Origin of the sequence: Mariniflexile sp. AS56 (assembly GCF_030552475.1) — a bacterium.
Classification (GTDB): Bacteria; Bacteroidota; Bacteroidia; order Flavobacteriales; family Flavobacteriaceae; genus Mariniflexile.
Genome location: NZ_JAUPED010000009.1, coordinates 1 through 20,312, shown reverse-complemented (window position 1 = coordinate 20,312; position 20,312 = coordinate 1). Strand labels below are relative to the sequence as shown.

Here is a 20,312-nt window from a genome sequence, read left to right as displayed (position 1 = left end):
TCTTTTAGTATTTTTGTAAAAAATTAGCTGAAATGAATACTTTCAAGGTTTCTGTGCAAGAAACATCAAATAACGCCATAATTAAATTCGAACTTAATGAGTTTATTACCAAACATCAAAGTTTTGAATTCAACAATATAGATGAGGCTAAAGCATCGCCTTTAGCACAACAATTATTTTATTTACCCTTTGTAAAAAAGGTTTATATCTCTGGAAATTTCATTGCTGTGGAACGCTTTAGTATTGTAGAGTGGTCTGAAGTTCAAGATGAAGTAGCTGAACAAATAGAAGCTTACTTAAACGATGGTGGCTTGGTGATTGAAGAAACAGCTCAATCAAAAAAAGTACCTGTTACCATTTATGCTGAAAGCACGCCGAACCCATCGGTTATGAAGTTTGTAGCCAATAAAAAAATAGTAACGGCTCTTTTTGAATTCACATCCATTGACGAAGCTAAATTATCGCCATTAGCTACTGAATTATTTCATTTTCCGTTTGTAAAAAGTGTTTTTATTGACGAAAATTATGTGTCTATCACAAAATTTGATATGGCCGAATGGCAAGACATCACTATTGAATTACGTGAATTTATAAGAGGTTATATTGAAGACGGCAAAGATGTTGTATTACCAAATGCGGCTGAAACTTTAAAAAAATCGACACCTCAATTAGATTCTCACTATGAATCTTTAGATGATACGTCTAAAGAAATCATCAACATTCTAGAAGAATATGTAAAACCTGCGGTAGCAAGCGATGGTGGTAACATTCAATTTATATCTTATGATGCCGAAACTAAAAATGTAAGTGTGATGTTGCAAGGTGCATGTAGCGGTTGCCCATCTTCAACTTACACCTTAAAAAGTGGTATTGAAAATATGCTAAAAGAAATGCTAAAAGGCAGAGTTGAAACTGTTGAAGCGATAAACGGATAATTACATAAATTTTATTAACTTTAGTTTTCACTTAAAGTTTTAAAATTATGTCTGTATTAAAAGTTATTGAAATTTTAGCCAACTCAGATAAAAGTTGGGAAGACGCAGCTAGAAAAGCGGTTAAACATGCTTCGAAAAGCGTAAAAAATATTCGATCGGTGTATGTACAAGACCAAAGTGCAAGCGTTACAAATGGTGAAATAACCGAATTTAGGGTAAACCTAAAAATTTCTTTTGAAGTCCATTAACTTTAAACAAAATGATATAAGCGTTCTAAATACAGAACGCTTTTTTTGTGCTTAATTTTCTCTAACTTTGAGTTATGAAACAAATATTACTCCTAGCATTTATTTATATAGTAAGTTGTAAAGGTCAAAACGAAGACGTTATGAGCCACCAATACACCAACGATTTAATACACGAAACCAGTCCCTATTTGCTACAACACGCCCATAACCCCGTAAATTGGAATGCGTGGAATAACAAAACTCTAGCAAAAGCTAAAGATGGAAATAAACTCATACTTATTAGTATTGGTTATGCTGCCTGCCATTGGTGCCATGTTATGGAACATGAAAGTTTTGAAGATAGTTTGGTGGCGCAAGTAATGAACAAACATTTCATAAACATAAAAGTAGATAGAGAAGAACGTCCAGATGTAGATCAAGTATACATGAATGCCGTACAATTAATGACTGGCAGTGGTGGCTGGCCCATGAATGTTATTGCCCTTCCTGATGGGCGACCAGTTTGGGGCGGTACGTACTTTAAAAAAGACCAATGGCTTAGTGCCCTTGAGCAAATTTCAAAACTATATAAAGACGATCCTAAAAAGCTTTATGAGTATGCTGATAAGTTGGAACAAGGCATTAAATCTATAGACGTTGTTGATTTAAATACAGATGAACCCGTTTTTGAAAAATCGTTTCTTGAAACAGCTGTTAAAAACTGGTCTGAGAATTTTGATAATAAAGAAGGCAGCATAGGTTCCGCACCCAAATTTATGATGCCCAATAACTACCATTTTTTATTGCGCTATGCCTGCCAAAACAAGGACGAAAACCTACTCAATTTTGTAAATTTAACGCTTACTAAAATGGCGTATGGCGGTGTTTTTGATCATGTTGGAGGTGGTTTTTCAAGATATTCCACAGATAGCAAATGGCATGTACCCCACTTCGAGAAAATGCTGTATGACAATGCGCAATTGGTGAGTCTATATTCCGATGCCTATCTTGTTACAAAAAACGAATTGTACAAAAATGTAGTAACCCAAACATTAGAACACATAAACCGAGATATGACCACCAAAAATGGTGCCTTCTATTCTTCTTTAGATGCTGATAGTACCAACCCCAAAGGAGAATTGGAAGAGGGTGCTTTTTACGTTTGGCAAAAGGATGAACTTAAAACTCTTTTAAAAGCAGATTTTGAATTGTTCTCGGATTATTACAACATAAACAATTACGGGCTGTGGGAATATGGCAATTACGTACTTATTAGAAACGATGATGATGCTTCCTTTATTGAAAAACATAAGATTTCAGAAGAAACGCTAAACACTAAAGTAAAACATTGGAAAAAAACTTTATTAGAAATTAGAAACAAGCGTTCAAAACCTAGATTAGATGATAAAACACTAACTTCATGGAACGCCCTAATGCTTAAAGCCTATGTGAATGCCTATAGCGCCTTTAACACAACCGAATATTTACAAGCTGCAGAAAAAAACGCCATTTTTATAAAAGAAAATCAACTTCGGAAAGATGGCGGATTAAACCATAGCTATAAAAACGGAAAGAGCACTATAAATGGTTATTTGGAAGATTATGCAGCAACAATCGAAGCCTATATAGCGCTCTATGAAGTCACTCTTAATGAAACATGGCTCACTACAGCTAAAACATTAACCGATTATACCTTCACCCACTTTTTTGATAATTCTAGTAAAATGTTCTTTTTTACATCCAATTCCGATACTGATTTAGTTTCAAGAAGTATAGAATATCGAGATAATGTGATTCCCGCGAGCAACTCCATCATGGCCAAAAACCTGTTTAAATTATCGCATTATTTTGATGATGAACACTATAAAATCACAGCTACAACCATTTTAAATAATGTAAAACCCGAAATACAAGACTACCCTTCAAGCTATTCGAATTGGTTAGATTTAATGATGAATTACACCAACCCATATTACGAAGTGGCTATTGTGGGTAAAGATGCTAAACAAAAAATAGTCGCATTAAACAAAACATACTTACCTAATAAACTAATTGCTGGTAGTACAACAGAAAATAATTTACCCCTATTAGAAAACAGATACGCCCCCAATAGAACCTTAATTTACGTATGTGTAAACAAAGCTTGTAAACTTCCTGTATCTGAAGTAGATCAAGCTATTAAATTCTTAAAATAATGACTTATTTAACTAATCTTTTAGTTGCCTTTGTTTCCCTAGAACACACGTATTTCTTAATTCTAGAAATGTTTTTATGGACAAAACCCAAAACAATGAAAGCCTTCGGATTAAAATCTAAAGAGTTTGCAGAAGAAACCAAAGTACTTGCCGCCAACCAAGGTTTATACAACGGGTTTCTAGCTGCTGGTTTGGTGTTTTCAATCATTCAAGAAAACATACAAACGGCTTCATTTTTTCTAATCTGTGTTATTATTGCTGGTATTTATGGCGCATATTCTACCAAGAAAACAAAATTGTTTTATGTACAAGCAGTACCTGCTATTCTGGCATTATTAAGTAGCTTTTTATAGAATTTTAACGATTATTTCACTATAAGAACTAGTAAAAAGGCTATAATAGCTTTAGTTTTGCATTTTAAAAATTTAAAAACACATATGAATTTAGAAAACATCGACGCAGAAAAATGGCTTGAATTAGCTTTAGAATATGGACTAAAAATTCTTGGAGCTATAGCCATTTGGATTATTGGTTCTTGGGTTATTAAAAACCTATTAAAAAGCGCAAAAAAAGTAATGACTAAAGGAAGTTATGATGAAAGCCTTAAAAAGTTTTTATTAAACTTAACTAATTGGACTTTAAAGATCATTTTAATTATAGTTGTTTTAGGAACTGTTGGCGTAGAAACCACATCTTTTGCAGCCATTTTAGCCGCTTTAGGATTGGCTATTGGTTTAGCGCTTCAAGGTTCTTTAGCAAATTTTGCTGGTGGTGTCCTTATTTTAATAATCAAACCATTTAAAGTTGGAGATTTTATTAAAGGTCAAGGCATTGAAGGTACCGTAAAGGAAATTAGCATTTTCAACACAAAATTAGCGACTCCAGGAAACCAGATAGCGGTTATTCCAAACGGAAAATTATCTAATGATAATATTATTAATTTTAGTGAAGAAGGCACTAGAAAAGAAAATTTGATTTTTGGTATAGGCTATGATAGTGATATTAAGCTTGCTAAAGATGTATTGCTCAATTTAGTGAATGAACAAAAAGAAGCACTTCAAATAGAAGGAAAAAAACCAATGGTAGTCGTTTCAGAATTAGGTGACAGTTCTGTGAACTTAAGTTTACGTTATTGGGCCAATAATGAAGATTTTTGGAATTTACGCTGGTTAGTTTTAGAAGAAGGTAAAACCCGACTAGAAACGGCTGGAATAGAAATTCCTTATCCACATCAAGTGGAGATACAAAAGCAAGCTTAGGCTTTGGGCTTAGGTTTTAAAGCCACAAAATCTTTTAAATAATAAGGTTCAAAATAGGCGACATCTTCGGTGTCGCTTTTTTTGTACTTATTAAAAGCCAATAAGCTCATCTCACTTGCCGATGGTAATTTATCTTCAATAAAAATAGCATTGGGGTGATTGATTAAAGCCTTTGTTTTTTCAACACCATTACCCACAAAATACACTTTGCCTTCTTTTAGATAATCCGCATAAGCGTTTTCATCTAAAACTTGTGCTTCAGTTTCTTTTATTTCTTCGTGATTTGAATTAAAAATAGCAGCGTAGACCTCCAAGCGTCTGGCATCTAACATGGCTACAATAACACCTTCTGTGCAGATTACTTGATGCGCCAAAGCTTCCAAAGTAGGCACAGAAATTAATGGTTTATCTAATGCAAAACAAAGTCCTTTTGCTGCCGATACCCCTATACGTAAGCCTGTATACGACCCAGGACCTTTACTTATTGCCACAGCATCCAAGTCTTTTGAAGTAATGCCTGCTTCCTTTAAAACAGCATCAATAAACACATGCAAGCTTTCCGCATGCGAATAGTTTTTACTATTATCCTCCTTTAAAACTACAGTTTCTCCGTTTCTTGAAAGTGATACTGAACAATTGGTTGTTGCAGTTTCTATATTAAGTATTAGTGCCAAAAAGATTGTTTTTAAAAATAAATTCCCGCTTTGGCGGGAATTACAAAATTAAAGAAATATTATTTAATCTAATGTTATTGGAATGCCATAATAAAATTCTAATAACTTCGATTTAAATACAAAGTTGTATTTCGAGTTTGCTAATGTCGATTGAGCACTTATTAAACGGTTTCTCACTTGTTCAAATTCAAAAGAAGTGGTTACACCTTGACTATAACTTTCTTTGGCCGTTCTAAACGCTTCCTCTTGCGCTACTAACGACGCGTTAGAGGCTTGGTATTGATTCAAAGCGGCTCGCGCATCTAAATAGGCATTCTCGATGGTAGAACGCAAATCTTGCTTTGCCTGTTCTAAACCATAAGCCGTACGTTTACTACTAATAATCGCTCTATTAACACTTGCTCTTGTTCTATTACCATTAAAAATAGGCACACTTATACTTACACCTACGTTATAACCTAAGTTATTATTAAACTGTGTTCCAAAACCGTTTGGAATGGAGCTGATGGTTCCTGTATTAGGATCAACAATAGTCCGTCTATCTTTTTCCCCCAAGGTGTGTTGATACGAGGTACCTAAACCAGCACCCAAACTTACTGATGGATAAAAAGCGCTTTTTGCCATTTCAATATCTAATTCAGAATTTTCGATATTAATTTCAGCGGCGCGTATTTCGGGTCTATCACCCAGGGCTTTATTAAATATTTGATCGGTATCATTATAAAGCAATTCAACGGAAGACAAATTGAAAGTAACCTCTTCAACATCAAAACCTCTATGAGATATTTGTAATAATTGGGCTAAATTCAACAATGCCAAATCAATGCTGTTTTGAGCATTAATAAGCTGCTCTTTATTACTTGCCAATTGCGCCTCCACATCTAGCAATGCCGATTTTGGCTGCGAACCTTCATTAAATAACACCGTAATGCGCTCCACTTGTTGCTGGGTAACTTTATATTGCTCTTCCGCAATTTTATAATTTTCTTTATTTAATAAAGCGTTTAAATAACTGTTTACCACAAATAACGAAATATCATCTTTCAACTTTTGAAGTTGCACTTTACTAGATTCTAATCCTAATTTTGCTTGTTTGTATAAATTGGTGTTTCTAAAGCCATTAAAAATGGTAACACCTGCATTCACACTTAAACTCGACCCGAAAGTATTGCTAGAAATACGACTTCCGTCTTGACCAATATAGGAACCGAAATTAAAATTCCCTGAAGTTGATCCATTTACCGATGGCAAAAAATTACCAATGGCACTCGTAATATTTTCTTCAGCAATATCGGTATCTAGTTCCGACTGCTTTACGGTAATATTGTTTTCAAGCGCGTAATCGACACATTCTTGTAAGGTCCATTTTTTATTTTGTGAAAATGAGGATAAACTCACTAAAAACACCACTACAAGTAAGCTGTTTTTCATTCTAAATGTTTTAAAAATCATCCTATTATTTTCTTGGTTTTTCATCTTCCTCATTATCTTTTGAAGCTTTGTTCCAAACTTTTATTTTATCGCCTTTCTTAACGCCTTCAGTAATTTCAACGTTTATACCATCAGACAAACCTAAAGTTACATCTTGTTTTTTGTACTTGCCCTCACCTATTTGTAATTCCACAAAAGGTTTCTCAGTAATTCTATTGTACTGCAATAAAGCTTCTCGAATCGCTAAAACACTGTCTTTACTTTCAATATCAATTTCAGCATTGGCACTATAGCCTGCACGAATATTACTTGTATCATCTAAAGTAACATTGGCTTTAATGGTGAATTGCACTGCGCCATTTTCCTCGATACCTCGTGGTGCTACAAAGGTAAGTATGGCCGGAAATTCCTTTTCGTTGATGGCTCCCAAAATAACTTTGATTTCTTTACCTTCTTTTAATTTTCCAACTTCGGCTTCATCTACTTTCCCTTCAAAAATCATATTGCTCATATCGGCAATAATAGCGATCGTGGTTCCTGCATTGAAATTATTACTTTGAATCACTTGATCACCTTCACGTACAGGAATTTCTAAAATAGTCCCTGCAATTTGTGCTACAATATTGGTGTTTGCTGAACTACCTCCAGAAATAGACCCCCGTTTTATAATTTGGTAATCGTTTTGTGCCTGTGTAAGCGTTTCTTTGGCTTGATTAAATGCCAACTCGCTGTTTTCAAAATCTTGTTTTGAAATAACACCCTTCTCAAAAAGTGATTTATTTCTTTCGAATAGTACTTTGGAATTATTGAAAGAAAGCTTCGTTGACGAAATTCTACTACTTGCACTTACCAAACTTTGCTCGTTGGGAACGACTCTAATCTTAGCAATTAAATCGCCTTTTTTAACCAAATCGCCTTCTTCCACAAGAATTTCATCTACAATACCAGAAATTTGAGGCTTTAATTCAATTTCTTCTTCAGGATTCAATTTCCCCGTGGCTACGGCTTTCGTGTTTATAGACGTATGAAAAGGTTCTTCAACTTTAAAATCTTCAATAGCTTTAGAATTGGAGTCTTTAAAGTACTTTAATACAAATGCTAATAGTACGATAACAACTAATACTAAAATAATTTTTACTTTTTTATTCATTTGGTTATGCTTATTATTTATTCTTCTCTTAATGCTTCTATAGGCTTGATACTGGTGGCTTTAAATGCTGGAATTAATCCAATTAAAGTACCTAATACCACTAATATGATAAGTGCGATAAAAACTACGGCGATGGATACGGATGCGTTTACCAGAGTTGCTTCGGCTCCTTGACCGAAAAAGTGATCTAAAATAATTAAAATCCAACCTCCAGTAATGATGCCAAATAGGCCTGCAACCAATGTTAAGAAAACGGCTTCTACTACAATTTGCCTTTTAATTTCGAAAGGTGTTGCGCCCAATGCACGCCGTATTCCTATTTCCTTTGTGCGTTCTTTTACGGTTATAAGCAAGATATTACCAATGGCAAACACCCCTGCTATTAAGGTTGCAATACCCACAAACCATGTTAAAAACTGCATCCCCGTTAAAAACCCTGTAAGTTTCGCGAACTCTTTTCCTAAGTTAAAACTGCGGAAGGCTTGCGAATCCTTCGGGTGGATATTATTTAGGTTTTTAAGAAGCAGTTTGGAATCTTCCTCAATTTGTTGAATGTCGTATTCCGGTTTCCCAGTAATCATTAAAAAACCTATTTTTTCACCTTTATTATAAACTTGCTGGAAGGTTGAAAATGGAATATGTACATCTTCACTAGGTCCGAAATTCATAGTACCCGTTTGGTAAACCCCAATAACTTTATAATTTATACTGTTAATTTGAATGTAAGTACCAATGGCATCTTCTTCCTTTTGAAAGAGTTGTTTATAAATATCATCTGAAATTACAGCTACTTTTTTTCTGTCTGAAATATCATTTTGATTGATAAATCGCCCATGAATTAATTTCTTCTTTTTAACCTTATCTAGAATTGGGTAATCGCCCATAATACTAAATCTTCCGGAAAGAAAATTTCGAACAACTAGGCTTTGAGTAATATTTCTTGGAACAACAAATTCAATACCCTCTACATTTTCTTCAACTTTTTTAATATCGGTTAAAGTTAATTGCACCCGTTTCCCCTCTTGAAACCCTTTAAAAGGCATGCTGGTGGTGTTTCCCATAACAAATATGCTATTGGTTGCAAAATCGCCAAACAAACGGTTAAAGGCATTTTCCAAACCACGTGCAGAACCTAATAGGCCTATCAACAATAAAATACCCCACCAAACACCAACCATGGTTAAAATAGACCTTAGTTTATTTTTACTAAAGCTATCAAAAACTTCTTGCCAGGTATCTCTATCTATTAAAAATTTAAACATGTTTAATCATTTCGTAGTGCTACAATGGGTTTAATTCTAGAGGCTTTAACGGCAGGTAAATACCCTGCAATGGCTCCAGCTGATATCAGCGTAATGGTAGCACCAATTACCAAACTATTACTTACACCTGGGTCTTTTATAAAATATTCTTTTAAACTAGGGCCCGCAAGTTCTAAGACGCCAACCCCTAGAAGTAAGCCCACATAACCTGCAATGGCTGTAATAAGTATAGATTCTATTAAAATTATGGATACAATCGATTTTGGCGACGCCCCTAAAGCTTTACGAATACCAATTTCTTTAGTACGTTCTTTTACTATAAAAATCATGATATTACTCACCCCAACTATACCGGCTATAAGGGTTCCGAAACCAATAACCAAAATAATAACGGTGAGGCCAGAAGTCATAATATCTATTTGCTTGGTGCCCTGCGCCATGTTTTGTACTCGAATCGCCCTCTGGTCGCTGCTCGCAACAGAAAAACGCTCCTTTAATTTTTTAGTAATGGTATTACCAAATAACAAGGCGGCATCCGAACTCATTTCTGGGTTATACGTAAGATGCAGAAAATCGATCTCTTCATGTTTCCCATAAACTTGTTGCGCGGTGGATAGTGGCATGTAAATCACATTCTCTTCGTTGTAGCCTTCATCATCTGTGAAAATCCCAACTACTTTATATGAAATACCACTCAAGTTAATATACTTACCAACCGCATTCGTTTTTGAAAATAAATCATCGTCTATCACCTTCCCAATAACAACGACTTTCGATTTATTATCAATATCGTTTTGATTGATGTAACGCCCTTCCTTAACAGCATTGTTTTCAATAAACATGTATTCCGGGTGGATGGCCCTTAGGCCGTAACTATTCTTTTTCCCTTTATAGGAAGCATTGACTGTAATATTTACTTTTGAAGTAATGAACTGAACTTTATCTCCAAATTCCTCTTTAATAAAATCGCGTTCTTCATTTTTAAATTGAATGCGTCTACCTGCCTGAAGCCCTTTATTAGCCTTTGTAGTCATGCCAGGGTATATCACGATGGAATTTACAGCATCTGTACCAAACGCTTCTTTAAAGGTGTTTTGAAGCCCATTAGCAATACCAAATAGAATGGTGAATAACAAAATAGCAAATGCCACAGTAAACCCAGAAAGTAAACTTCGGGTTCTGTTCTTATTTATACTTTGAAATATTTCTCTCCAAAGATCTAAATCAAACATACTGTTCGGCTCTTACTTGGGTTACTTTAGTATCTTCAATAATAACACCGTCACGTAGGCGTACAATACGTTTACACATATTGGCAATATCTTCTTCGTGAGTTACCATTAAAATCGTTTTACCTTCATCATTAAGCTGCTGAATAAACGCCATAATTTCATGAGACGTTTGTGTGTCTAAAGCACCCGTTGGCTCATCGGCCAATAATAATTTAGGATTTGCAGCCAAAGCTCTGGCAATGGCAACACGTTGGTTTTGACCACCCGATAATTCTTTTGGTAAATGTTGCGCCCAATTAGCCAGTCCTACTTTTTCAAGATGAAACATCGCTAATTCTTGACGTTCTTTTCGCTTCATACCTTGGTAGTACAATGGTAAAGCGACATTCTCAAGGGCATTTTTATAATTTATAAGGTTGAATGATTGGAAAATGAACCCTAAAAACTTGTTTCTATAAACGGCTGCTTTCTTTTCTGTTAAGTTTTTAATAGCTAAACCATCTAAAATATACTCCCCTTCATCAGCCTCGTCTAGCATACCAATAATATTTAACAAGGTAGATTTTCCAGAACCGGAAGATCCCATAATGGCTACCATTTCACCTTCTTCAACAGAAAGATCAATACCTTTTAAAACATGTAAACTGGAATCGCCTATAGGATAGGACTTGTGTAACTGGCGTATTTCTAACATTCTTTGATTGATTAATCAAGCTTTAAAACAGCTTAACAATTAGACTCATACAACAAAGAAATGTTACATAATTTGGTTAAAAAAATTTTTGTTACTTTTTTAACGTCTTATATTTCATATAAATAAAGTAGCCAATACCACCAACCAGAATATAAGGTACGGCCATTAAATACACAATACCGTCATTAATACCTTCTGCGGTTGTTTGGCCTTCTTCACTTTCTAAAACAGCACGACACATCGCACATTGCGCATTACTTTCTAAATAAAAGAAAAGAGAAAAAAGAAGAAAGATGATTTTAGTTTTCATTTTACAGATTGCTTCGTTCCTCGCAATAACGTTATACATAGTAAGGTGAAATCATAATATAAACAATGACACCGGTTACCGCTACATATAACCATAAAGGAAAGGTTATTTTTGCTATTTTTTTATGCTTTTCTATATTATTGGTTATCGCTCTCACATAAGTAATTAGTACAAATGGAATGACGATAATAGACAATACAATGTGTGTTAATAAAATAAAATAATAGAGATACTTAATAGTACCTTCGCCTCCAAATTTAGTAGAATCGCTGGTCATGTGGTAGGCGATATACATAAGCAAAAAAGAAACTGAAAGCAAAATGGCCAGCTTCATTAATTTTTCATGGTTGGCTCTATGTCCTTTTTTAATTTGAATTACTGCTACGATTAGCACCAAGGCCGTCAATCCATTAATGCTCGCATAAATAGGTGGTAAAAACGATAAAGGTTCCACATTAGGAATTTTAACACCAAATAAAATAGCCACGGCTACAGGTATTATTACAGATAAAGCTACAATTAGTTTATTGTACTTCTTATCGTCTAAAATTTCGTTTTGATTGTTATTCATTGTAAGCATATTATAAGCAACCTTCCTACTTGGGGTAAGGCAACACGTTTATTCACTAAGTAATTTTTTAATATCGGCTTTTAAGGCTGTGATTTCTTCTGGAACACCATCTTCATCTACTTTTTCAGTTTCTGAAACAATGCCTCTATAATAAATAATAGGATTCCCAAATTCATCTTTTCTAGAACGGATAAATCCATTTTTATCAATTAAAGCAAAATTACCAGAATGCTCAAAACCACCTACGGCATCTTCCTCTTCAGCTGTATATAGATTAAACCCTTCATTTGAAAGTTTGAATATAGCATCTCTATCACCCGTCATTAAATTCCAATTGGGGTTGGTTACGCCATAATCTGTTGCATAAGCCTTCAATATTTCAGGTGTATCGTGTTCTGGGTTTATGGTGAATGATGCCACTCCAAAGTTTTCAAAACCTTTAAATGCATTTTGAATTTGAATAAGGTTCGCATTCATTCGAGGGCAAATAGTTGGGCAGGTGGTAAAAAAGAATTCTACAACATACACTTTACCTTCATAATCTTTATTGGAAATGGTTTTCCCATCTTGATTCGTAAACGAAAACTGAGGCACTTTCTTAGCAACTCCATTTATTTCTATAAAAGCTAAATCGGATACCTTTGTTTTATCATTAGCGAAATCGCTTCTGCTTTCATTTCTAGTAACATCACTATTAGAAATGCGGTCTACAATTTTTGGAACGAAAATGATACCAAACACTAGGATGATTAGCGAAATACCTATGTATGAATAATTATTTTTTTTGCTCATTGCTTTTATAGTCTGTTTTACTTCTTTGGGTTTCTACAACCCTAAAGGAGTAATTAATGGGTTGCTTCTTTTAAATCGTTAGCTCTTCGTGTGGACGAATCGAATTCACCTTTTCTTATTTGTCTGTATTCAGTAAATAATATGCGTAAATCATCACTCATCTTATTTTTAATTTCGGCAACTTCAATACAGTTATACGAACTTAAAATGTAGGTTGGTGTGTTTTTTGCGATTTCGTTATCGGTTCTATCATCCAACCGGCCTCTTTGGTTTAAATCTTTATCAATTATAAACACCTCGTTTGTTGCTAAATCGCGCGTTAAGCTTGTTTTACTTTTCAAACTTATAAATACATTTTCAATCGCATCCCGTTCACCAAAAACAAAATGCCAAAACCTTAAATCTTCATAACCACTAATTTCAGAAATAAGTTCATCAACAGCTGCTTCGGTTCCTTTCGGCATTAAAACAACGATTTGAAATTTTTTAAAACCCTTAAAATTATCATACACCAATTCTTTTAGATTAGAGGCCACGATATTATTAGCCATCGGGTTTGTTCCTAAAAAACCTAGTATGGTGATGTGATCTTTTAAAACAATATCATCTTTAGAATTTGAATCGAACTGATTAATTTCTAAAACCGATTGGTTAACAATATCAAGCGGTGTATAATTATGTGTCGCTGGGTATAAAAACAACAAAAAAGTAACAGGAAGAAAGAATAAGATTCCTAAAATTAAATACCGACCTGCTTTTTTATAGTTCATTAAAAACTTGTTTTTTCATTAAAGTGCAAAAATAAAAAAAGACGGTTTAAAAACCGCCTTTATATATCTATTTAACTATTTTAATAAGTTAAAAGTCTCTTTTTATATACCCATTATCATATACATTAAAAACGTAACCGCCTTCTTGTAATAAAATGAATATTAAATATAGAATTAAAAAGATTGCTGTCCAAACTACTGCTCTTCTTAAACCCGCAGTTTCGTCGCGCATGTGCATAAAATCCCAAGTAATATAGTATGCTTTTACTAAGGTTAGGATAATGAAGATCCAGTTAAGACCTTTCATGCCTAATACATGCCCCATTAAAGATTCTGGTTTGTAGATACCCAATACAACTTCAACAGCCGTTATAATGGTTAAAAAGATTAAAACACCCCAAATTTTCTGAGTATTAGATTTAAACTTAACTAAACCTCTAAATATTTCTAATTTATGTGCGTGTGCCATTTTATATGATTTTAAGATTTCCCTTTACAAGGAAATAATACTATTTATTCTTAATTAAACTAGGTAGAAGAATGTAAATACAAATACCCAAACTAAATCTACAAAGTGCCAGTATAACCCCACTTTTTCAACCATTTCGTAGCTTTTACGTTTTTCATAAGTTCCTAATATCACATTAAAGAAAATGATGATATTAATGATTACTCCCGATAGTACGTGGAAACCGTGAAACCCTGTGATGAAGAAAAAGAAATCTGCAAATAATGGCGAACCATATTCATTCTCTTTCAAGTTAGCACCTTCAACAACATGTTTACCATTTGCTTTTAGTTGTTTTATAGACTCTGCTCTATCAAGCACTGTTTTGTGACCGTGCTCGTTAAGTATTTGAGTTCTTACTAAAACATTATCATGTTTTTCTAAACCGTGAATAACCTCTTCAACTGTATAAGTTGGTAAGCTTCCTTCGCTTACAAACCAGATACCGTTTTTTTGCTCTTGTTGTACACGCTCATGCTCGCCTGCTTCAACAAAATCTCTTAAGGCTACACGATGCCCGTCTGTATCAACAAACTGCAAGATATTACCACCTTTTGTTTGTACAGCACCATAATCACCTTGAATAAACGTAGCCCACTCCCAAGCTTGAGACCCTACGAATATGATACCACCAATAATGGTTAAAAACATATAAATAGTAACCTTAGCTTTATTTAAGTGATGCCCTGCATCTACAGCTAATACCATAGTTACAGACGACATAATAAGTACAAACGTCATGAACGCCACATAAATCATGGGTAATTCTTGACCGTGTAAAAACGGTACGTGTGTAAAAACTTCATCGGCTATTGGCCATGAATCAATAAATTTGAATCTTGAAAATCCGTAGGCAGCTAAAAACCCCGAAAAGGTTAATGCATCTGAAACGATGAAAAACCACATCATCATTTTACCATAACTCGCTTTTAAAGGCTCATTGCCTCCTCCCCAAGTTTTATCTTCTGTTCCAGTGTTTGCAACTGTAGTACTCATATATGTTGGTTGTTTTTTAAAAGTTGGACAAAAATAATCAATTTATTTATCTTATAAAATATAAAAATAAAAAGAGATACACCCATAGGATGTCTATAAAATGCCAAAAGGTTGCTGCTAGTTCAAAACCAAGCATTTTTGTGGGCGTATACTTTTGTTTAAAATGATTATAAATTACCACCAATAAGCAAATTAGTCCTACAATAACGTGCAAAATATGAACAATTGCAATTAAATAGATGTAAGACATGGTAACATTACTGGTTGGACCGGTAAAATTATACCCCATGTCAATAATATTTTGAAAGCCTACAAACTGGTAATTAATAAATAAAAATCCTAAAATTAGCGTCACGACTAACCAAAGCATAGTCATTTTTCTATTATTACTTTTTAAAGCATTTTTCGCCAAAATAAACGATATACTGCTTATCATTATTATAACGGTGCTAATTATAAAAGCATTTGGTAATTGAAATTCTTTTAACCAATCGGGTCTAGAGCTACTTACTACAAAAGCACTCGTCCATCCTGCAAACGACATAATTAATGAAATGATACCAAACCAAAGCATCATTTTCTTGGCTCTGCCATGTTTTTCTTCTAAAGTACCCTGCGTAAAATCCATGGTTATCTTATAAATTTATCTATTACGTACACAATTTGCACTAATGTAATATATGAAACACTTGCTAGCATTAGTTGTTTTGCTGCTTTCTCGGTCATTTCTTTAAACAATCGAATGGCGTAATACAACATACCTAAACCTAGTATAAATACTAAAATGGCTGCAACTATCGATAATTGTAAGCTGCCCGTAAACCCGAAAACGGGAATTATAGACACTAATATTGTCCAAATAGTATACATAACTGTTTGTACCGCCGTTCCTTTATCTTGTTTTCCTGTAGGCAACATAAAAAAGCCACCTTTTTTATAATCTTCATATAAAAACCAGCCTATAGCCCAAAAATGAGGGAACTGCCAGAAAAATTGTAAAGCGAATAAAGTACCTGGCTCAATACCAAAATCATCGGTAGCTGCTACCCAACCTAACATAAACGGAATCGCTCCGGGAATCGCTCCAACAAAAACCGATAAAGGCGTTTTCGTTTTTAAAGGCGTGTAAACACAGGTATATAAAAAGATAGAAATAGCACCAAACATAGCTGTTTGCTTGTTTATGCTGTATAAAATAATAATTCCTAGAAGAGTAAAAACAGTAGCGATAATAAAGGCGGTAGTTACAGACATGCGTTCCGCAGGAATGGGTCTGTTCTTGGTACGATCCATAAGCGCATCCAAATCTTTCTCAATAATTTGATTAAATGCGTTCGATGCTCCTACCATAAAGTAGCCACCAAGCGCCAATAAAATTAAAGTTTTAAAGTCGACCGTATCGACACCAAGCAAATAACCGGCAACGGACGAAAACACCACACTTAATGCCAATCGCATTTTAGTGATTTCCTTAAAATCTGACATTACAGAAGGTCTAGTTCCCGACGTTTTTGAATTGCTCAATAGTATATTTACTTAACCGCTTAATATAGCGAGTGCAAAGATACTTTATTAAAGCATTTTGAGCAATGCTTTTTATTGGTAATTTATTTTGAGAACCGAATACGGTTTATTTGGGAGTTACCACAAGGGTCGGGCTATGCGCTACAAGTCCTCGCGCCCCCTAAAAAAGCGGGGTCGCTGTGGGCTTTTCACTACTATCCCTAACGCGGAAAGCTCGTTTTAATGAAGCTTATATTAAAGAAAGAAAATCATGACGGTTCGTAAACTCGGTCCATATAATGCCGTTTACATTGTTAGCTACAGTTTTATTTCCAAAAGATTATTAGTATTATCAGAATCGGGATAATGGGTTGTGACCAATTGAATAAACACTACATTTTTAATAGTTTCGATATCAATTGCTATAGCATTATCGTCCTGAGACCAAACCTGAGCGGTCCTTTCAATTAACTGTTCCGTACCATCTTTGTACGTAAGTTTTAGAATTATTGGCAATGGTAATCCTCCTCGGTTCTTGATGGTAACCTTTGAAGTGTTTTTGTCTAAATCCGACAACCCCAAATCGCCATATCCCGGTTGAAATATCCATGCATTCCAGAACCAGTCCAAATTTCGATTGCTTATTTCACTAAAAGTGAACATAAAATCATAAGGCGTTGGATGTTTTCCTGACCAACGTTCCATATAGCCTTTCAAACACTTTTCAAAAACTTCTTCACCAAGCAAGTTTTCCAATGTGAAATACATAAACGCTGATTTTCTATAAGCCAATTGCGTATGGGAAGGCTGATAAGTTAACAAATAGCCAGGAGTAATAAGAGGAACATTCCACATAGAACCTGCCGATTTATTAAGGTCATTCAAGTTCCTGTTTAGTTCGGTATTTTCATCTTCACCTCCTTTGTAATAGGATTGTATGAACTTTGTGGTAAAAAAAATAGCCCATCCTTCTTCCATCCAAGAGTATTTAACTTCGTTTATACCAAGGAAGAATGGGAAATAACTATGTGCGATTTCATGGAAAGTTACATCTGTATTTTCTACCTCCCTGCTACTTAAACCATTATTTGCCATCATTGGAAATTCCATGCCGCCAAATTCGGGTACACCAATAAAAGTAGTAAAACTTGAATAGGGATAAGTCACTCCCGGAGAAGTGTTTGATAAGAACGTTAAGCTTTTCTCTTGCGCCTCTAACAGTCTTTCAGCAGTAGTATTTCCATCGACATCATAAACCAAATTAGACATAACCTCTTTGTCATTAACAATTACGGTTTGACTTTTCCATTTAAATGTATTACTCACCCCAAAAGCAAAATCTTTAACATTCGATGCCTGATAGTTCCATATTTCGTGCCCTTCACTTTCTGTTGGAGAATTATTACCTTCAATTATAGTAACTGGCTTACGTGAAGTCTTGGCCTCTCGATATCGCTTTAGCTGCTGATCTGAAAATACTTCCTCAGGATTTTGCAAACTTCCTGTTGCCCAAACATTATAGCCATTAGGGACTGTAATTTTCACATTAAAGTCAGCAAAATCAGTATTAAACTCTTGTATTCCCAAAAATTCAATTTCGTCCCAATTATCTATATCATCATATCGGGCAATTTGCGGGTACCAATACCCCACGAATACGCTCTTCTTGTCATAAGCTCCGATTCGGTTAACATATTTGGACGGCATCTCTGTAGTCCATTCCATATTTAATGTTACACCATTCTTGGGAGGTAAAGGATTGGGAAGATGTACTTTTATGTAGGTGGCAAAATGCTCTACATCAGGGTTGTTTTCGATGGAAACGGAAACATTGTCTATGGTCAAATTAGTTATCACCATACCATCTGTAAGTGTTTCCAATGGAACTTGATTTGATCTTGGCATCCCCTTTTTATAATGATTCGGGTAGGTTTTAATTACAATCGATCTTAAACTATCAGGACTATTGTTGGTATACTCAATTTTTTCAGCACCCTTTATTTTCCACGAACCTGGTTCTATTTCTGCTGTAATAGTGTAAGAGCTAAAATTTTGCCAATAAACTTCACCCGGGCTGCCATCATAGGCCCTTGTATTATTTGCATATGCGGCTTGGAATTCAACTGGCATATATAAACTGCTCTGGGCAGCCAACTTTGACGATATCACTAAAAGTGTAAGAAGTATTTTGATTTTCATATTCTGCTCCTACTAAAGGATTTTTATTATAATGATTCGTAATTGTTTAAATATAGGAATTATCAATAATGAGTTATTTTCGTTAAAAAAAGTTTTTATTTCTGTCTATCGAAGATTGTATCTAATAGTTTTGGGCATGGTTAGTTGCGTGTTTGAGTAACTAATTTAGCAAATAAATAACAGATCGAATATTCCGCAGGAATGTTTGTAAGTAGGCAGTGACCAAGCAATTAATTAAATACGACTTCACAACTGGTTTTATTTTTATAAAACTGGTTTTAAATTATTCAATTCTTCTCTTTTCTTGATACCGTATAGTTTTCTTCAATACTTCCTTCCATTCAAGAATCTCTCTATAAAGGTCCCGCTAACCAAATAGTGATACCTTAGAAAATCAACTACTTGAATTTCTAAGCCCAACATAAAAGTGTCTAATATTTTTGAAGAAAGGATTTGGTTTTTACCTCAGTTCTTTGTTGGTAGTAGTTTATTCTCCATCAACTTCTATTATGATTAAATCATCATTATAAACGGTTCCATTCATTAATTGCGGAGAACAATAGAGACCAAAATGGGCTTGAGATAACTTATTAGTTGTATTTTCAATTTTTGCATGTGAAACTAATTGTCCGTTTTGCCAAACTTTTGCATATCCCCCATTGCTTAGATCCAAATATACTTTGAGCTCAACCCATTCTTTTTGAGGGAAAATATTACTTGAAGTTTGAAATTCATGTTCTTGTTCATTCTGATTAGGTACATTTTGTAAATGTACATAACCGTCATGAGATAAATTTACCAATATCGTTCTATCCCAGTTGTCAGACTCGTCATCTGTGAATGTTGCAAAGCTAAACCAATCGTCTTCTCCTCCAGTTGTACTTGCTTGCAGGTCCATGTCTAACCATACCCAAAATGTTATATAACACGGCGATATAAATGAACCGCCGATTGTATTTTTAAGTTGAATAGTTGGGTAACCTCTATGGTTATTATTTTCTGTAATTGAAGGAGGATTGGCGCCATCTATCCAAGCCCTATGAGAATAAATTCCGCTATGAACATTTGAGTCTGATAATTCATGAAAACTTGTTCCCATATGTCCTTGAGGTGTTATATAAAATCCATCAAAATCATTCACACTTTCAAACGCGCTTATGAACTCTCTTTTTTGAATATTAGAGGTATCGTCAATAGGATTTGAGTCTTTATCACAAGAATGAAATGATAGACTTATTAATAGAACTAATAAATTTATTCCAATTATTTTTATCATAATCATTTTTCAAATTACTACCAACGTTTATCTTTAAGGAAAGTTGCGTGTTTGTGTGCGAGGATTTTCCGAAGGTAAATCGGAAGCAAGCAAACGAGCAACTAACATTGGTTTAGCTAAAAATAGCAATTTTTTATACACGGCTTGTTGGGCATAGTTTTTTATTCGGTTTCGTTCATTATTTCATCAATTAAATGACTTTTCCATACTCTTCCAAGTTGAGAACCAATTCCAGTTTCGGAAAGTCGACCTGTAAGCTTCCCCTATAACCGAACTGTTTAAAAGTGTAAAATAATTATTAATTTTAAACAGTATTATGAGAAAAAGT

21 protein-coding genes are annotated in these 20,312 nt (G+C 34.4%); 5 read left to right on the top strand and 16 right to left on the bottom strand.

Features of this window, described 5'->3' with window-relative positions; all coding sequences use genetic code 11:
- Positions 1-32: 32 nt before the first annotated feature.
- From Q5N74_RS11975 to Q5N74_RS11955, 5 genes are all read left to right on the top strand, one after another.
- Positions 33-935: a NifU family protein gene (locus Q5N74_RS11975; RefSeq protein WP_304389066.1), complete on the top strand. Its 903-nt coding sequence runs from the start codon at positions 33-35 to the stop codon at positions 933-935.
- Between the two features lie 47 nt (positions 936-982).
- A complete protein-coding gene (locus tag Q5N74_RS11970; protein WP_304389065.1) occupies positions 983-1,183 on the top strand; it encodes a dodecin family protein in 201 nt (66 codons plus the stop codon).
- 140 nt (positions 1,184-1,323) lie between these two features.
- The gene (locus tag Q5N74_RS11965) at positions 1,324-3,357 is read left to right on the top strand and encodes a thioredoxin domain-containing protein (protein WP_304389271.1); all 2,034 of its coding nucleotides are present in this window, start codon (positions 1,324-1,326) and stop codon (positions 3,355-3,357) included.
- A complete protein-coding gene (locus tag Q5N74_RS11960) occupies positions 3,357-3,710 on the top strand; it encodes a DUF1304 domain-containing protein (protein ID WP_304389064.1) in 354 nt (117 codons plus the stop codon). The genes Q5N74_RS11965 and Q5N74_RS11960 overlap by 1 nt, the downstream gene beginning before the upstream one ends.
- 84 nt (positions 3,711-3,794) lie before the next feature.
- Positions 3,795-4,616, top strand: a complete 822-nt coding sequence (locus Q5N74_RS11955) for a mechanosensitive ion channel family protein (protein WP_304389063.1) — start codon at positions 3,795-3,797, stop codon at positions 4,614-4,616.
- Here Q5N74_RS11955 and tsaB read toward each other — a convergent pair.
- The 16 genes from tsaB to Q5N74_RS11875 form a co-directional block, all read right to left on the bottom strand.
- On the bottom strand, positions 4,613-5,290 hold the full coding sequence (gene tsaB / locus Q5N74_RS11950; protein ID WP_304389062.1) for a tRNA (adenosine(37)-N6)-threonylcarbamoyltransferase complex dimerization subunit type 1 TsaB: 678 nt from the start codon (positions 5,288-5,290) through the stop codon (positions 4,613-4,615). The two genes, Q5N74_RS11955 and tsaB, sit on opposite strands and share 4 nt — an antisense overlap.
- A gap of 63 nt (positions 5,291-5,353) precedes the next feature.
- The gene (locus tag Q5N74_RS11945) at positions 5,354-6,721 is read right to left on the bottom strand and encodes a TolC family protein (protein ID WP_304389061.1); all 1,368 of its coding nucleotides are present in this window, start codon (positions 6,719-6,721) and stop codon (positions 5,354-5,356) included.
- Between the two features lie 25 nt (positions 6,722-6,746).
- A complete protein-coding gene (locus Q5N74_RS11940) occupies positions 6,747-7,871 on the bottom strand; it encodes an efflux RND transporter periplasmic adaptor subunit (protein WP_304389060.1) in 1,125 nt (374 codons plus the stop codon).
- 17 nt (positions 7,872-7,888) lie between these two features.
- Positions 7,889-9,133: an ABC transporter permease gene (locus Q5N74_RS11935; protein ID WP_304389059.1), complete on the bottom strand. Its 1,245-nt coding sequence runs from the start codon at positions 9,131-9,133 to the stop codon at positions 7,889-7,891.
- 2 nt (positions 9,134-9,135) lie between these two features.
- Positions 9,136-10,365, bottom strand: coding sequence for an ABC transporter permease (locus Q5N74_RS11930; protein ID WP_304389058.1), 1,230 nt, complete (start codon positions 10,363-10,365; stop codon positions 9,136-9,138).
- Entirely contained in the window at positions 10,358-11,059 is a 702-nt protein-coding gene (locus tag Q5N74_RS11925; protein ID WP_304389057.1) for an ABC transporter ATP-binding protein, read from the bottom strand. Before Q5N74_RS11925 ends, Q5N74_RS11930 begins: the two co-directional genes overlap by 8 nt.
- A gap of 91 nt (positions 11,060-11,150) precedes the next feature.
- Complete coding sequence (locus Q5N74_RS11920; protein ID WP_304389056.1) at positions 11,151-11,369, bottom strand: hypothetical protein; 219 nt, start codon at positions 11,367-11,369, stop codon at positions 11,151-11,153.
- Positions 11,370-11,400: 31 nt separating this feature from the next.
- Entirely contained in the window at positions 11,401-11,940 is a 540-nt protein-coding gene (locus Q5N74_RS11915) for a DUF420 domain-containing protein (protein ID WP_304389055.1), read from the bottom strand.
- Positions 11,941-11,988: 48 nt separating this feature from the next.
- On the bottom strand, positions 11,989-12,732 hold the full coding sequence (locus Q5N74_RS11910) for an SCO family protein (protein ID WP_304389054.1): 744 nt from the start codon (positions 12,730-12,732) through the stop codon (positions 11,989-11,991).
- A gap of 53 nt (positions 12,733-12,785) precedes the next feature.
- On the bottom strand, positions 12,786-13,502 hold the full coding sequence (locus Q5N74_RS11905) for a hypothetical protein (protein WP_304389053.1): 717 nt from the start codon (positions 13,500-13,502) through the stop codon (positions 12,786-12,788).
- An 88-nt stretch (positions 13,503-13,590) separates the two neighbouring features.
- Complete coding sequence (locus tag Q5N74_RS11900; protein ID WP_304389052.1) at positions 13,591-13,971, bottom strand: cytochrome C oxidase subunit IV family protein; 381 nt, start codon at positions 13,969-13,971, stop codon at positions 13,591-13,593.
- A 54-nt stretch (positions 13,972-14,025) separates the two neighbouring features.
- Positions 14,026-15,006, bottom strand: a complete 981-nt coding sequence (locus tag Q5N74_RS11895; RefSeq protein WP_304389051.1) for a cytochrome c oxidase subunit 3 — start codon at positions 15,004-15,006, stop codon at positions 14,026-14,028.
- 46 nt (positions 15,007-15,052) lie between these two features.
- On the bottom strand, positions 15,053-15,634 hold the full coding sequence (locus Q5N74_RS11890; RefSeq protein WP_304389049.1) for a cytochrome c oxidase subunit 3: 582 nt from the start codon (positions 15,632-15,634) through the stop codon (positions 15,053-15,055).
- Between the two features lie 2 nt (positions 15,635-15,636).
- Positions 15,637-16,491 carry a heme o synthase gene (gene cyoE, locus Q5N74_RS11885; RefSeq protein ID WP_304389048.1) on the bottom strand — a complete coding sequence of 285 codons (855 nt, stop codon included), beginning with the start codon at positions 16,489-16,491 and terminating at the stop codon, positions 15,637-15,639.
- Between the two features lie 336 nt (positions 16,492-16,827).
- Positions 16,828-18,639, bottom strand: a complete 1,812-nt coding sequence (locus tag Q5N74_RS11880; RefSeq protein WP_304389047.1) for a M1 family metallopeptidase — start codon at positions 18,637-18,639, stop codon at positions 16,828-16,830.
- A 556-nt stretch (positions 18,640-19,195) separates the two neighbouring features.
- A complete protein-coding gene (locus Q5N74_RS11875) occupies positions 19,196-19,984 on the bottom strand; it encodes a hypothetical protein (RefSeq protein WP_304389046.1) in 789 nt (262 codons plus the stop codon).
- Between the last annotated feature and the right edge of the window lie 328 nt (positions 19,985-20,312).

Excerpts from the sequence above, each read along its gene's own strand:
- Q5N74_RS11905 (WP_304389053.1), bottom strand. The coding sequence starts at position 13,502 with ATGAACTATAAAAAAGCAGGTCGGTATTTAATTTTAGGAATCTTATTC.
- Q5N74_RS11925 (WP_304389057.1), bottom strand. The coding sequence starts at position 11,059 with ATGTTAGAAATACGCCAGTTACACAAGTCCTATCCTATAGGCGATTCC.
- Q5N74_RS11915 (WP_304389055.1), bottom strand. The coding sequence starts at position 11,940 with ATGAATAACAATCAAAACGAAATTTTAGACGATAAGAAGTACAATAAA.
- Q5N74_RS11910 (WP_304389054.1), bottom strand. The coding sequence starts at position 12,732 with ATGAGCAAAAAAAATAATTATTCATACATAGGTATTTCGCTAATCATC.
- Q5N74_RS11955 (WP_304389063.1), top strand. The coding sequence starts at position 3,795 with ATGAATTTAGAAAACATCGACGCAGAAAAATGGCTTGAATTAGCTTTA.
- Q5N74_RS11920 (WP_304389056.1), bottom strand. The coding sequence starts at position 11,369 with ATGAAAACTAAAATCATCTTTCTTCTTTTTTCTCTTTTCTTTTATTTA.
- Q5N74_RS11970 (WP_304389065.1), top strand. The coding sequence starts at position 983 with ATGTCTGTATTAAAAGTTATTGAAATTTTAGCCAACTCAGATAAAAGT.
- Q5N74_RS11965 (WP_304389271.1), top strand. The coding sequence starts at position 1,324 with ATGAGCCACCAATACACCAACGATTTAATACACGAAACCAGTCCCTAT.
- Q5N74_RS11875 (WP_304389046.1), bottom strand. The coding sequence starts at position 19,984 with ATGATAAAAATAATTGGAATAAATTTATTAGTTCTATTAATAAGTCTA.
- Q5N74_RS11945 (WP_304389061.1), bottom strand. The coding sequence starts at position 6,721 with ATGAAAAACAGCTTACTTGTAGTGGTGTTTTTAGTGAGTTTATCCTCA.
- Q5N74_RS11900 (WP_304389052.1), bottom strand. The coding sequence starts at position 13,971 with ATGGCACACGCACATAAATTAGAAATATTTAGAGGTTTAGTTAAGTTT.
- Q5N74_RS11975 (WP_304389066.1), top strand. The coding sequence starts at position 33 with ATGAATACTTTCAAGGTTTCTGTGCAAGAAACATCAAATAACGCCATA.
- Q5N74_RS11935 (WP_304389059.1), bottom strand. The coding sequence starts at position 9,133 with ATGTTTAAATTTTTAATAGATAGAGATACCTGGCAAGAAGTTTTTGAT.
- Q5N74_RS11890 (WP_304389049.1), bottom strand. The coding sequence starts at position 15,634 with ATGGATTTTACGCAGGGTACTTTAGAAGAAAAACATGGCAGAGCCAAG.
- cyoE (WP_304389048.1), bottom strand. The coding sequence starts at position 16,491 with ATGTCAGATTTTAAGGAAATCACTAAAATGCGATTGGCATTAAGTGTG.
- Q5N74_RS11895 (WP_304389051.1), bottom strand. The coding sequence starts at position 15,006 with ATGAGTACTACAGTTGCAAACACTGGAACAGAAGATAAAACTTGGGGA.
- Q5N74_RS11960 (WP_304389064.1), top strand. The coding sequence starts at position 3,357 with ATGACTTATTTAACTAATCTTTTAGTTGCCTTTGTTTCCCTAGAACAC.
- Q5N74_RS11880 (WP_304389047.1), bottom strand. The coding sequence starts at position 18,639 with ATGCCAGTTGAATTCCAAGCCGCATATGCAAATAATACAAGGGCCTAT.
- Q5N74_RS11930 (WP_304389058.1), bottom strand. The coding sequence starts at position 10,365 with ATGTTTGATTTAGATCTTTGGAGAGAAATATTTCAAAGTATAAATAAG.
- Q5N74_RS11940 (WP_304389060.1), bottom strand. The coding sequence starts at position 7,871 with ATGAATAAAAAAGTAAAAATTATTTTAGTATTAGTTGTTATCGTACTA.